Source organism: Chitinophaga eiseniae, assembly GCF_012641265.1.
Taxonomy (GTDB): domain Bacteria; phylum Bacteroidota; class Bacteroidia; order Chitinophagales; family Chitinophagaceae; genus Chitinophaga; species Chitinophaga eiseniae_A.
This window is the reverse complement of sequence record NZ_JABAHZ010000004.1, coordinates 325,632-339,366: the sequence shown is the minus strand read 5'-3', so window position 1 is coordinate 339,366 and position 13,735 is coordinate 325,632. Positions and strand designations below refer to the sequence as shown.

The 13,735-nt window shown below is 49.8% G+C and carries 8 protein-coding genes; 6 read left to right on the top strand and 2 right to left on the bottom strand.

Annotation, left to right across the window (positions count from 1 at the left end; genetic code table 11):
* Window positions 1-56: 56 nt before the first annotated feature.
* Entirely contained in the window at window positions 57-587 is a 531-nt protein-coding gene (locus tag HGH91_RS18440) for an OmpA family protein (protein ID WP_168740277.1), read from the bottom strand.
* Window positions 588-681: 94 nt separating this feature from the next.
* Between HGH91_RS18440 and HGH91_RS18435 the strand changes: the two genes are divergently transcribed.
* Window positions 682-4,002: a TIM-barrel domain-containing protein gene (locus HGH91_RS18435; RefSeq protein ID WP_211092350.1), complete on the top strand. Its 3,321-nt coding sequence runs from the start codon at window positions 682-684 to the stop codon at window positions 4,000-4,002.
* A gap of 78 nt (window positions 4,003-4,080) precedes the next feature.
* Window positions 4,081-5,409: a GntP family permease gene (locus tag HGH91_RS18430; protein ID WP_168740276.1), complete on the top strand. Its 1,329-nt coding sequence runs from the start codon at window positions 4,081-4,083 to the stop codon at window positions 5,407-5,409.
* A gap of 2 nt (window positions 5,410-5,411) precedes the next feature.
* Here HGH91_RS18430 and HGH91_RS18425 read toward each other — a convergent pair whose 3' ends face one another.
* The gene (locus tag HGH91_RS18425) at window positions 5,412-6,629 is read right to left on the bottom strand and encodes a trans-sulfuration enzyme family protein (protein ID WP_168740275.1); all 1,218 of its coding nucleotides are present in this window, start codon (window positions 6,627-6,629) and stop codon (window positions 5,412-5,414) included.
* A 150-nt stretch (window positions 6,630-6,779) separates the two neighbouring features.
* On the opposite strand from HGH91_RS18425, the gene HGH91_RS18420 reads away from it, so the two are divergent.
* The 4 genes from HGH91_RS18420 to HGH91_RS18405 all read left to right on the top strand — a co-directional run bounded on the left by HGH91_RS18420 (window position 6,780) and on the right by HGH91_RS18405 (window position 13,730).
* Entirely contained in the window at window positions 6,780-7,370 is a 591-nt protein-coding gene (locus tag HGH91_RS18420) for an RNA polymerase sigma-70 factor (protein ID WP_168740274.1), read from the top strand.
* Between the two features lie 69 nt (window positions 7,371-7,439).
* Window positions 7,440-8,600, top strand: coding sequence for a FecR family protein (locus tag HGH91_RS31540; RefSeq protein WP_168740273.1), 1,161 nt, complete (start codon window positions 7,440-7,442; stop codon window positions 8,598-8,600).
* Window positions 8,601-8,886: 286 nt separating this feature from the next.
* Window positions 8,887-12,129 carry a TonB-dependent receptor gene (locus HGH91_RS18410; RefSeq protein WP_168740272.1) on the top strand — a complete coding sequence of 1,081 codons (3,243 nt, stop codon included), beginning with the start codon at window positions 8,887-8,889 and terminating at the stop codon, window positions 12,127-12,129.
* Between the two features lie 17 nt (window positions 12,130-12,146).
* Window positions 12,147-13,730: a RagB/SusD family nutrient uptake outer membrane protein gene (locus HGH91_RS18405; RefSeq protein ID WP_168740271.1), complete on the top strand. Its 1,584-nt coding sequence runs from the start codon at window positions 12,147-12,149 to the stop codon at window positions 13,728-13,730.
* Window positions 13,731-13,735 lie beyond the last annotated feature (5 nt).

Here is a 13,735-nt window from a genome sequence, read left to right as displayed (position 1 = left end):
TACTCGCTAAGCTCTTCTCCATAATAGCTTTCAGCTTTATGCTTTATGCTTTCCGCTTACTGCTTTACATCATACAAAATCACGAACTCTACCCGGCGATTACGGGCCTTGCCGGCGTCTGTATTATTGGAGGCAATTGGATCACGGTCCGATAATCCCCATGTAAACATACGGTCGTTGTTCACATTAAAACTGCTGAGCAACCCCTTCGCAGAAGCAGCCCGCTTCTCAGACAGCTCCCGGTTGTAATCGGCAGCACCAGTATTGTCCGTATGACCTGTAATCAATATTTTGGTTTTGCCATACTTATTGAGTATTTCAGCAAAACGGCCAAAAGTAGGCTTGACAGCGTCATTTACCTGGTCGGAAGAAGAGGCAAATAATACGTTGTTGGGGAAAATAACCTTTAAACTGTCTTTGATAATACTTACGTCTGCTTCATTCAATACGTTCTTCAACTCTTCGTACTGCTTGCTCATATATACATGGGGACTACTGCTTTTCCTGGTAGATGCGCAGGAAGCCATAAAAGCCATTGCTACCAGGGCCAGCAAACAATAGCGTGTCATGAATAACATTCTTTTCATATCCTGTGTATTAGGGCACAAAGGTATGTAAAATAGCCATTATCAAGCTGTTGCATCGACAAACTCTAATATTCAGAAAAACATATATGCGTTAATGTTATATACTGTTATGGCGCCTCCCCGGATGGCAGCTACCAGTGCCAGGATTCGGCGAAAAGTAGCGCGAATGTCATTTTCTCTCCCTATGGCTGGTATGGGACATTACAATAACATAATATTGGGGCTCCTTCCGGCCTCCCGGAATTTTTTTGATTTTAACGGTGAACAATTCATGAAAAAAGCACTGCTATTTGCACTACTGGCCGTAGCTGGCCGGCAGGCCATGGCCCAAAATGCCCCCGCCGATACCCGGGTGTTCTGGGCAGAACATTTTAATACCAGCGACCTGCCCGACGGATGGAAAAACGTTGACTCAAGCCATAAACAGCTCAACTGGATTGTCACCAATCAGCCTTATCCCGGCTCGTTCGAATACCAGCAACAGGCGCCTCCCATCGCTTCTAAAAGCCGCGGCTACCACCTGCAATTCCAGGCTGGCTACTTCGTAGATGAAGACCAGCCATCCTGGGTTAAAAAGAAAGAATATCCCGACACCTGGGTACAAACCAGCCCCATTAACTGTGCCGGCAAATCGTCGGTGATCCTGCGTTTCCAGCATACCTTCCGGTACAACAGCGCCTTTGCCGCCCCCGGCGCCGCCTTGCTGGCAGGCGTGAGCACCGATGGCATTCACTGGACCGACTTCAACGTGATGAACAACGTACCAGCGGCCAATGACATGTTTATTCCCATTAACCAGGAACTCAACATCACTAAAATAGCCGCTCATCAGCCACAGGTATACATCCGTTTTTACTGGAAAGGATTTTACAGCTGGTACTGGATGATCGACGATATTGAACTGGCGGAAGGCTACAAAAAAGACTTGGCCATCACCCGCCTCACTTCCCATACGGAAGAAAAAAATACATTCACTAAAGCCGATGAACTGGCCATCACCGTAAAAAACAGCGGGATCGATGCCATCAAATCCGCCTTTACCGTGCGCTGCAACATCGACCAGCGGCCGCCGGTGACCGTCACCGTGCCCGCTAATAAAAAGGGACTGCAGCCCGGCGAGGAACTGAGCATTAAATTCCCGGCTACCGACCTCACCGATCGCCCTATGCATAATGTAGCGTTTGTGTTACAATATCAGGAAGATGAACATCGCACCAATGATTCCCTGCGCGTACACATCAACGCCAATGCGTCGCACATCGGTAATGTAACGGGCTTCCAGGCTGCCGGCGCCAATGAATTCGATATCCGCGCCGGCTTATCGGCCTTTAAGCTTATCTTCTATGCAGATGATATCTTCCGGCTCTGGATGGCCCCCGATGGCGAATTTACCGACCCCGCCGGCAACGACATCGTGGTGATGAATCAACCGGGTAAGGTTACGCTCAACAGCAGCGACAAAGGCACTTATTACCAGGTGAAAAGCAATAGCTGCGTGGTACGTGTATATAAGCAGCCCTTACGCTTTGCCCTATACGATATTAACGACACCAGGGCTATCTGGGAAGAGTCGGCCCCACTCACGTTTGGCTCGGTGACCACCCAGACCATGAAACGTCAACCCGACGAATATTTCTATGGCGGCGGGATGCAGAATGGCTATTTCTCCCATCGCGGCCAGGAAATTTTAATCGAAAAAGGGAATGGCTGGGATAATGGCGGTCGCCCCAACCCTGCGCCATTCTACATGTCCACCGCCGGGTACGGCGCTTTCAGGAACACGTTCGATGTGGGTAAATACGATTTCAGGGACACGCTGCAATTCAAACACAATGAAAACCGTTTCGATTGCTTCTATTTCTACGGCCCTTCCCTCAAACAAATTCTCGATGGCTATACCCGCGTTACCGGTCGCCCTTTCCTGATGCCCCGCTGGGCGCTGAGCCTGGGCGATGCCAACTGCTACAATCGCGGTGGCGCCGGCACCGACTCTAAAGCGTATAAAGGCACCGGCACTACCGGCACCACCCCGGATGTGATTAAGCTGGTGGCCGACAAATACATAGAAAACGATATGCCCCGCGGCTGGATCCTCCCCAACGATGGTTACGGCTGTGGCTATACGAAGCTGGACTCCACCATCATGGAACTCCATAAGCGCGGCTTCTATACCGGCCTGTGGACAGAAAACGGGGTAGATAAAATAGCCAAAGAAGTAGGGGTATACGGCTCCCGCCTGGCCAAACTGGATGTAGCCTGGGTAGGCCCTGGTTATAAGTTTGCGTTGGATGGATGCAAGGCCGCCTATGAAGGCATCGAAAATAACAGCAACGCCAGGGGTTATATCTGGAGCGTGATGGGCTGGGCAGGTACCCAACGCTACTCCACCGTATGGTCGGGCGATCAATCGGGCAACTGGGAATATATCCGCTTTCATATCCCCACCATTATCGGCGCCGGCTTATCTGCCCAAAACGCCGCCACCGGCGATGTAGACGGCATTTTCCGGGGCAGCGATTCTACCTATGTGCGCGACCTGCAATGGAAATGTTTTACGCCCGTACTCATGGTCATGAACGGCTGGGCAAAGAAAAATAAACAGCCCTATCTGCAAGGGGAAACAAACACCGCTACCAACCGGAAATACCTGCAACTCAAAATGCGGCTCACCCCTTATATGTATACCCTCTGCGCGGATGCCCATGCTACCGGCGTTCCCGCATCCAGGGCTATGATACTGGAGTTTCCGGAAGATACGGTATGCCGCGGTACCGCTACCCAATACCAGTTTATGAACGGCCCTTCCTTACTGGTAGCGCCTGTGTATAAAAGTGAGGGTAAACGGGACAGCATTTATCTCCCTGCCGGCACCTGGTACGACTACTGGGATGGCACCGCTTATACTGGCGCAACCGTACTGAATAACTATAACGCTCCGCTGGATAAACTGCCGCTGTTCATTAAGCAGGGCGCTATTATTCCCATGTACCCGCAGATGAACTATGATGGGGAGAAAAAAACAGATACCCTCACCCTCGACATTTATCCTGCCGGTAAATCCTCTTTTGATTTATATGAAGATGATGGACTAACCCGCGAATACAACAATGGGACCTTTGCCAGAACGCTGATCGAAGTAGATGCCACCCAGGGTACGCACATCACCATCAACGCGGCCAGGGGCACTTATACCGGTATTAACAAACAACGTATATACCTGCTCCAGGTACACCGTGCTACCGCTCCGAAAAAGGTAATGATCAATGGCCAGGCAGTGAAAGTGTACAGCAGCCAGCAAGCGTTTGATAAGGCTGTTACCGGTTGTTTCTTTAACGCGTCAGACAAAAAAGGAACGTTACATATTAAGACATCTTACCTGGATACCGCTGCTGCACAGCAGATCAGCATCCAGTAAAAATTATTGTTGCTCGAGAGAGGCCGGATCCAATGATCCGGCCTTTTTTATAGCATTAATTTCTATCTTGTAGTAACTATGACAACCATTCCTTTACTACAAAGCCTGTCTGGCCTGTTAGCGGGCGTTGCCCTCATTGTATTGCTCACGGCCAGGTTCCGGGTACATGCCTTCTTTGCCTTGCTGCTGGCAGCAGTATTGACCGGCTGCATATTGGGCCTGCCGGCAGCCGATATTCTTGGCAGCATTAAATCCGGCATGGGTAGCATTATTGGTTCATTAGGATTACTGATTATACTGGGCACTACCCTGGGGCTGATCCTGGAACATAGCGGCAGCACGGCGGTACTGGCCAATTATGTATTGCAGCGTATTGGTACCGGTAAAGCGGCACTGACTATGAATATGATTGGTTACCTGGTGGGTATGCCTATTTTTTGTGATTCGGGATTCATTGTATTAAGCGGATTAAATAAGGCGCTGGCACAGCGTTCCGGCGTATCGTTGATGATCATGGCGTCCTCTCTGGCCACCGGTTTATATGCTGTGCATTGCCTCATGCCGCCGCATCCGGGTATTACAGCGGCTACTGTTACTATTCATGCAGAAACAGGCAAGGTGATGCTCTATGGCCTGCTGATCGCTATTCCCGCTGCCGCCGGTGGCTACGCATGGTCGGTATTTGCCGGGAAGCGTTTAGCCGCCCACGTTAGTACAGAAATTACCGCCACGCCGGTGGCGGTGGGCCCTTCTGTAGGAATGTCGGTGCTGCCGGTGGCGGTGCCCATCCTACTGATTGCGATACGCTCGCTTTTTAGCCTGGAAACTGGCGTGGCGCCGTCTTTTGCTTTAAAGACCCTGGCCTTGCTGGGCATACCGGAGGTAGCACTCAGCGTGGGTATCCTGCTGGCCTTAACGCAGTTAAAAGATAAGACCGGCCCGCTGTTGCAGGAAAGCGCAGAGAAAGCTGCCGGTATACTGGTGATCATTGGGGCCGGTGGCGCTTTTGGTGCCATCCTGGCGAAAGCTGATATTGGCAGTCACATTGCACAAAACCAGGCAGTGGCTGCCATGGGTTTATTATTACCTTTCCTGGTCACTGCCCTGCTCAAAACCGCCCAGGGCTCCTCTACCGTGGCTATCATTGCAGCTGCTGCGATTATGCAGCCATTACTGCCTATTATCGGGTTGGATTCCGGTAATGGCCATATCATCTGTGTACTTGCTATGGGCGCGGGGTCTATGATGATTTCCCATACCAACGATGCCTACTTCTGGGTTATTTCCCGGTTTTCCGGGCTGGAAGTAAAAGACATGCTGCGGGTATATAGTACCAGCACCATCGTGATGGCGCTGGTATCGCTGGCAGGCGTGTACCTGTTATCACACTGCCTGCCGGGGATATAGTATTATGCGGAGAGCGCCTGGTCCAGGTCGAGGATAATATCGTCTATATGCTCCAGTCCCACACTCAGGCGGATTAAGCCATCAGAAATACCTGCTTTTTCCCGGTCCTCCTTCTTCATACCGGAATGCGACATAGAAGCCGGGTGAGAGATGAGGGTATCTACTGTACCCAACGACACTGCCCGCAAACACATTTGCAGGCGGTCGATAAATCGTACTGCCGCCTCAAATCCCGCTTTCAGTTCAAAGCTCATCACCGCGCCGGGGTGGCGCATTTGCCGGGCCGACAATGCATAGTCCGGATGATCCGGCAAACCATTAAAATTTATTTTGGCTACTGCCGGATGTGCCTGGAGAAATTCAGCTACCTGTTGCGCATTGCTGCAATGTTGCTTCATACGGAGTTCCAGGGTTTTAATGCCCTGGATGAGCAGGTAGGTATCAAAAGGATTAGCGCAACCACCCAGCAAGGTGGCGGTTTTGCGTGCCTTCGACTGCATAAAGGCAATATCTTTTCCGATGAACACGCCGCCGATAGCAGTGCCATGCCCGTTTAGGAACTTGGTAGTAGAATGAAATACGAAATCAACACCATAGCGGAATGGCTGTTGCAGGTAAGGCGTAGCAAAGGTATTGTCTACACTTACTTTTACCTGGTGCCTGCCGGCGATGCGGCATACCGCTTCCAGGTCTACACAGCGCATAGAGGGATTGGCCGGCGATTCAATATGGATCAGTTTCACGGTACGATTAGCTGCCAGCAGGGCGTCGAGTCCTTCCAGGTCATGCAGATCTGCAATTTGCGCAGTCACCCCAAAGGCAGGCAGGAAGTTAAACAGGAACTCGTGGGTGCCTCCATACAATGAATAATGGGTGAGCACCTGGTCGCCCGCTACCAGGTTCGACAGCATGAGGGTAGCCATGGCTGCCTGTCCGCTGGCATGTAGAATAGCTTTCAGTGGCAGAGGACTGTCATCTTCCTGTTTCAGCTCCAGCGCTTCCAGGGCGGCGATCAGCTCCTCGGCAACCGTTACCGTAGGATTGCCAAAGCGGGAATAAATATAACCCGGGGCCGTACCCTGGAAACGGTCCATGCCCTGTTGCGCATTATCGAAAGTAAATGTAGAGGTAGCGAAAACAGGCACCAGGTGGGCATTTTCGGCGATATGGGATTGCGCAGCATGAATAGCTGCGGAAGCCATGTTAGTATAATTAGCCATACAGTCAGTTAAAAGTTTCCGGTAGTAACATAAAAATAAAAAAGTAAAATGAAATGCCATCTATCAAAGAAAGCGTTTGCAGAAAACCCTTAAATGCCCTAATATTGAGGGCAGCTAAACATTTTTGCCACCAATAACCAGGAACACGCTGTGAACATACCAGACGACAGGAAACTTTTTTCAGCAATCGCCCATGGAGATGAAGCAGCTTTTCGTTTATTATATCACCGGTACAATGCCGTGCTGATAGGCTCTGTCAAAAAATTGTTGAAATCAGATACCGCGGCAGAAGAAGTGCTGCAGGAAGTATTCCTGAAAGTGTGGCTGCTCCGGGACACCCTGGCAGATATCGAAAATCCCGGCGGCTGGCTGTATACGCTGGCTTCCAACCGATCGTTGTCGGTGCTCCGTCAACATGCCCGGGAAAAAAACCGTCACGATGATATCATTGCTGATGTTCCTGACCAGGAAGATTTTTCTGCCGGCATCTATGCAAAGGAACTGCAAGGCCTGATTAAAACAGCGGTGGAAAAATTACCGGCCTCCCGCCGGGACGTATTTATGATGAATATCCAGGAAGGCAAATCCCGCAAGGAAATTGCTGAAGCGCTGGACATCTCTGAAAATACCGTTAAAAACCAGCTGGTTACCGCCCGCAAATTTATCCGGGAATACCTGGAAAAACATACCGGCACCCGCCTTCCTATCTTACTGATTACCCTGTTGTCGAGATTTTTGTGATTTTTTTTCAGACGCATAGTACACTTGTTATTTTTTAGCGTCTAACCAGCAAAAGAAGGGAACTGTATCGTGGAAGCTAAAGATTATTACCGCTTTTTATTACAGCGTTATTACGAAGGTACTGCCTCCGCAGCGGAGGAAGCTGAATTGTTTGCAGCATTGCGTACCAATGACGATGACGACGAATGGACCGCACTCATCAACGAGCTGCATATCACTGCCATAGCCGATCCGGCCTATGATCCTTCTGTATATGAACCACAGCTCCAGCGTATTTTACAGGGGGAACCGGTGGTTAAAAAAATTCGCTTTTATCGCCGCCCTTATGTGGCGGCAGCAGCTATCGCAGGGTTGCTGTGCTGCACAGTAGCCTGGTTTACCTGGCGGCAGCATACGCCTCCGCCACCTGTGGTGATAGCAGCCAATACAGATGTGCAACCCGGTAAGAACGGCGCCGTATTAACGCTCGGAGATGGCAGCCAGGTAGTATTAGACAGCTTAAACAATGGCGTGGTAACCACCCAGCAAGGTACCCGCGTTACACTGCACAACGGCCAGCTGGCCTATGATGCATCTGCCGCCGGCACAGTGAGCTATAATACTATGAGTACGCCCCGCGGACGCAAATTCAGGCTGCAACTGCCGGATGGTACCCAGGTATGGATCAATGCCGCCAGCGCCATCAGCTACCCTACCGCCTTTACCGGCAGCAACAGAACCGTTACCCTCAACGGGGAAGCCTATTTTGAGGTAGCACCCAACAGCCGGCAGCCATTTATTGTGAAATTAAATAATGAAACCAGCGTAGAAGTGCTGGGCACACATTTTAATATCAATAATTACCAGGAAGACGCCAACATCAGCACTACCCTGCTCGAAGGCGCGGTACGGGTAAATGTACCTCATCAACCAAAAGTATTACAGCCAGGACAGCAACTGCTGATCAATAAACCAACCGGCGCCACCACCCTGCAACACCAGGTAGATACCCTGGCCGTTATTGCATGGAAAAATGGCGTGCTCAACTTCCAGGATAAAAAACTAACCACCGTCATGAGCATCATTGCCCGGTGGTATGATATCGAAGTCGTATATGAATCAACGCCGCCAGACATCACCTTTGTAGGAGAAATAGGTAGTGATGTAAACCTCTCCAGCGTACTCAATTTCCTGAAAGATTCAGGCATTCACTTCCAGCTGACAGGCAGAAAAATAATTATAAAATCATAAAAAGACGTTTTCATCAAACATGTTATAGAAAAACAGTGAACTAAACAATTCAACCATCAACCAGGAAGCCACCTGTAATAAAAAACCGGAAGTGTTTCGACCCACCTCCGGCTAAGAAAGATTACAGCTATGCAAAACAGTTGAGTATTCCAGACAACAATCTATTTACAAGCCAAATCAATGCAAAGCTATGCAAAAAATTGCTCTTTGTAACCGGCATTCCCATGCGCCTATGTTAGGAAAGATACGCAACAGGAGCCGGTTTTCAACCAAAATGCTGTTAGTTATGAAACTGACTTTCTTATTATTAACTACCGCTTTACTGCAAGTAAGTGCCACCGGGTATGCGCAACTGATCACCTGGTCGGGACACAATGTGCCGGTAGAAAAACTCTTTTCGGTTATCCGCAGGCAATCCGGTTATACCGTGGTAGCCAGCCGCGACGTACTGGAAAAAGCACGTCCCGTTACCCTGAAAGTGGAAAATGTATCTATACAAACGTTCCTCGATCTCATGCTGAAAGATCAGCCACTGAAATATGTGATTGAAAACAAGTCTGTCTTCATCTCTCCCAGGCCAACGACCAACAACAATAACAGCAGTCCTGCGGCCCCTGCTATCGAAGTAAGAGGAAAAGTAACCGATGAAACCGGCCACCCTTTACCCGGCGTTTCTGTGAGGGTTAAAAATTCCTCCCAGGGTGTGAGCACTGCCAATGATGGTTCTTATACCCTGCGCATCAGCGCGGAAGGCCCGCAGGTATTGATATTTTCCTTTGTAGGAATGGTGCCCCAGGAAGTGGCCGTTGCCGGCAGCGGCACGTTCAACGTAACGCTGAAAGCTTCTGTAGAACAACAAACAGAAGTGGTAGTAGTAGGTTATGGTACGCAGAAAAGAAGCGATGTAACCGGCGCTGTATCTTCTGTACCGAAAGAAAGACTTCAAAATCTTCCTGTTACAAACGTTTTGCAATCGATTCAAGGAACTACGCCCGGGGTAAATATCATCAGCAACAGCAGCAAGCCGGGAAGCTCTCCCGCCTTCTATTTACGCGGTCTTAAATCCGTTAACGCCAGCAACGAGCCTCTCATCGTATTGGATGGTATCCCTTTCAGCGGCAGCTATAACGATATCAACCCCAACGATATCGCGTCTATCGACCTGCTGAAAGATGTTTCTGCCTCTGCTATCTACGGCGCCAGGGGCGCCAATGGCGTGATCATGATCACCACCAAACAAGGTAAAACCGGTAAACCACAGATCAGCTATAATGGCTACGCCGGCCCGGAATACCAGTCCAACGTGGTAAAACAAATGAATGGCGAACAATACCGCACCAAAAACCACTGGTATAATATCCAGGCGGGCCGCCCTGATGCGCCGGATCTGCCTTACCTGTCTGAACAAAATAATTTTGCCAACGGCGCCAAAGAAGTAAACTGGCTCAAAGAAATTGCACAACAGGGATATATCCATAGCCACGAGCTGAGTATTTCTGGCGGTAGCGACAACGTGAAATACTATCTCTCCGGTACCTACCTGAAAGAAGACGGTACCCTGAAAGGCTACCAGTACAACCGCTCCAGCATCCGCGCCAATGTAGATGCTAAGGTAACGTCCTGGCTAAGAACCGGTGTGAACATGTTCCTCGTCAATAATAACAATGATGGCGGTGAAGTATCGCTCTTTAACGCCAATGCGCTCAGCCCTTACGGCACGCTTTACAACGCAGCCGGCGACTACGAGGTATACCCGATTGCGCCGCAAACACTATATACCAGCCCGCTGATCAACCTGTACGACCCTGCTATCAGCCGCAGCAAAAACATGACGGCCAGTGGATATGCAGAAATAGCACCGGACTTTATAAAAGGGCTGAAATACCGGGTCAATGCCTCCTATTCTTTTCGTCCTAACCGCAGCGGCGACTATACCGGCCGCAAAATGGGTGATATGCAAGGCACTGCCCAGGTGATCAACGGAGAAAGTAAGCAATGGATTGTAGAAAATCTCCTCACCTATACTACCCAGTGGAAGAAGCATCACCTCGACCTCACCGGCTTATACAGCGCGCAGAAAGACGAAAACTTTACCTCCCAGCTGGATGCCAATTCTTTTGTAAACGATAACCTCGACTTCTACAATATGAAAGCGGCACAGGTGCAGAAAACTACCACTTCCTACACCGGCAGCATGCTCCTTTCGCAGATGTTCAGAATCAACTATAACTACGACAGCCGCTACCTGCTCACCGCTACCATCCGCCGTGATGGCTACTCCGGCTTTGGTCCGGATAATAAATACGGTGTATTCCCTTCTGTTGCATTGGGCTGGAATATTCACAATGAGAAATTCATGGCGCAACTCCCATTGATTTCGCAACTGAAACTACGCGCCTCCTATGGTACCTCCGGTAACCAGGCGGTAGGCAGCTATCGCACCCTGTCGCGCCTCGCCACCGCCAACTATGTATTTGATGGCGTTACTACTGTGGGTGTAGTCCCGGATATATTAGGCAACAGCAAACTCAAATGGGAAACCACCTCCGGTTTGAACCTGGGTATCGACTTCGCGTTGTGGAACAACCGCCTCAGTGGTAGCATTGAAACCTATAGCACCCGTACTTACGACCTGTTGTTGAGCAGGAAAATACCGGCGGCCAATGGTTATACGTCTGTATATGACAACATCGGCGAAACAGCCAATAAAGGATTGGAAATATTACTGAACAGCCGCAACATCCAATCCGATAACTTCACCTGGCAAACGGCATTCAACATCTCCTTCAACAGGAATAAAGTGGTATCGTTGTATGGCGATAATAAAGATGATATCGGTAACAACCTGTTCATAGGCAAGCCATTGCTGGGCATTTACGACTATACCATGACCGGCATCTGGCAGGAAGGAGAAGACAGCAAGATTGATCCCGGCGCCAAAGCAGGTTATATCAAATTTAAAGACCTGGACAACAGTGGTAAAATAGATGCCGCCGACCGTTCCTATCTCGGTACACAATTACCTAAATATATTGCCGGTCTGACGAATACCTTCACCTATAAAAACTTTTCACTGAACATCTTCCTGCAGGATGTACATGGATCGCTGCGGGCCAACAACATCCTCGACAACCGCGATCAGGCGGGCATTATCAACCTGCCGGCTTCCATTCCTTACTGGACTTCCGAAAACAAGATCAATACCAACCCGGCCTTGTTTTATACCAATCCAAAAGGATATAAATATGCCCAGGATGCATCCTTTATCCGTGTGAAGGATGTAACACTCAGCTACAACTTCAACAAACAGGCCTTACAGCGTTACAACATTTCTAACCTGCAGGTATATGTGAGCGGCCGCAACCTGGCTACCATCACCAAATGGCAGGGATACGATCCGGAAACATCGCCCTCCTCTATTACTTCTTCCAGTACCCGCTTAAATAACGGGCAGGGTGCGGGCCAGCAGAGCTCCGATTTCTATCCGCTGAATATGTCGTTGATATTGGGTGTTAATATCAGTTTATAATTTTAAAAGAGATGACCATGAAAAATTGCTTATATATATGCAGGATCTTAGTAGCGGGGGTATTGACACTGTCTGTTTCCTCCTGCAGTAAACATTTTCTTGACGAAGACCTTAAATCGGCCTACGCACCGGATAATACGCTGGTAGATGAATTAGGCTTCGAAGCCGCCAGCACCGGGATGCTGAGCGTAATGCGCAATGACTACGGAGATACACAGGGCTTACTGGCCACCTTTTATGTAGGTACCGATATGGCCATTACCGGTCAGCCAAATACCATACAGGCGCCCTATGAAAACTATCAGAATCTCAATTCTCAAACAGGTTCGCTGAGCAGCATCTGGAACTATGGTTATAAATTAATCAATACCGCCAATGTGATCATTACCGCCTCGGCCAACCCGAAGGCTACACTCACGCAGGCCCAGCGCGACTTATACAAAGCGGAAGCCTGTTTCTTCCGTGCGTATGCCTATAACCATCTCTCTATCCTGTTTGGTGGCGTACCATTGATCACCACGCCGGTAACAGCGCCCCGTACCGACTTTACAAGGGCTACCGAAGCAGCGGTGATACAACAGATCATCGACGACCTCACCTTTGCAGAAGCGCACCTCCCCGATCCGGCCAGTGTAAAAAAACAGGGACGCATCAATAAATTTGCAGCGGCACAGCTGTTGACCGAAGCGCTGCTGCGGGCCAACAAACCCGCCGATGCAGAGGCGGCTGCGAAAAGGATTATCAACAGCAATTTCTTTAGTCTCATCAATGCTCGCTATGGCGTAAAAGCGTCCCAACCCGGTGATCCTTTTGCCGATATGTTTACCTACGGTAATATGCGCCGCAACCAGGGCAACACCGAAGCCATCTGGGTCATAGAGCAACAATACAACATTCCCGGGGGCGCCTCTGCATTTGATCAGCGCCGCCGCGAGTGGGGACCTTTTTATGTAAACGTGGCCGGCATGAAAGTATGCGATTCACTCGGCGGACGCGGCATTGGCAGGATACGCCCTACCAACTGGTGGACGTACAACCTGTACGATAACGACGACATGCGCAACTCCCGCTTCAATATCCGCCGCCAGTACTATTACAACGATCCGGCTTCTCCCAAGTATGGACAACCGGTGAAGGTTACCGGCTTTGATACCATCCAGAATATCTTTGCCCATACCACCAAATGGTATGAGTTTCAGCCACAGGATATACAGGGCGCGCAATCGTACAAAGACAGGATACAAATGCGTCTTGGGGAAACTTACCTGCTGCTGGCAGAAGCGCAATTCAAGCAGGGACGCAATGCAGATGCTGCTGCCAGTATCAACGTGATCCGCAACCGCGCCCACGCTACACCGGTACAGGCCGCCGATGTAACGCTGGACTATATTCTCGATGAAAGGGCCCGGGAGCTCACCGCAGAAGAGCTGCGCCGCCTCACCCTCATCAGAACCAATACCCTGGTGGCAAGGGTGCGCAAATACAATCCGAAAGTAGCGCCTACCATCAGCGATTTCAACATACACCTGCCTATTCCGCAATCGGAAATTGACGTGAATAAAGATGCCGTGCTTACACAAAATGATGGCTACGGTAAATAAATCAT

Coding starts and splice junctions, on each gene's coding strand:
- HGH91_RS18440 (WP_168740277.1), bottom strand. CDS start 587: ATGAAAAGAATGTTATTCATGACACGCTATTGTTTGCTGGCCCTGGTA.
- HGH91_RS18425 (WP_168740275.1), bottom strand. CDS start 6,629: ATGGCTAATTATACTAACATGGCTTCCGCAGCTATTCATGCTGCGCAA.
- HGH91_RS18435 (WP_211092350.1), top strand. CDS start 682: ATGTTATATACTGTTATGGCGCCTCCCCGGATGGCAGCTACCAGTGCC.
- HGH91_RS18410 (WP_168740272.1), top strand. CDS start 8,887: ATGAAACTGACTTTCTTATTATTAACTACCGCTTTACTGCAAGTAAGT.
- HGH91_RS18405 (WP_168740271.1), top strand. CDS start 12,147: ATGAAAAATTGCTTATATATATGCAGGATCTTAGTAGCGGGGGTATTG.
- HGH91_RS18430 (WP_168740276.1), top strand. CDS start 4,081: ATGACAACCATTCCTTTACTACAAAGCCTGTCTGGCCTGTTAGCGGGC.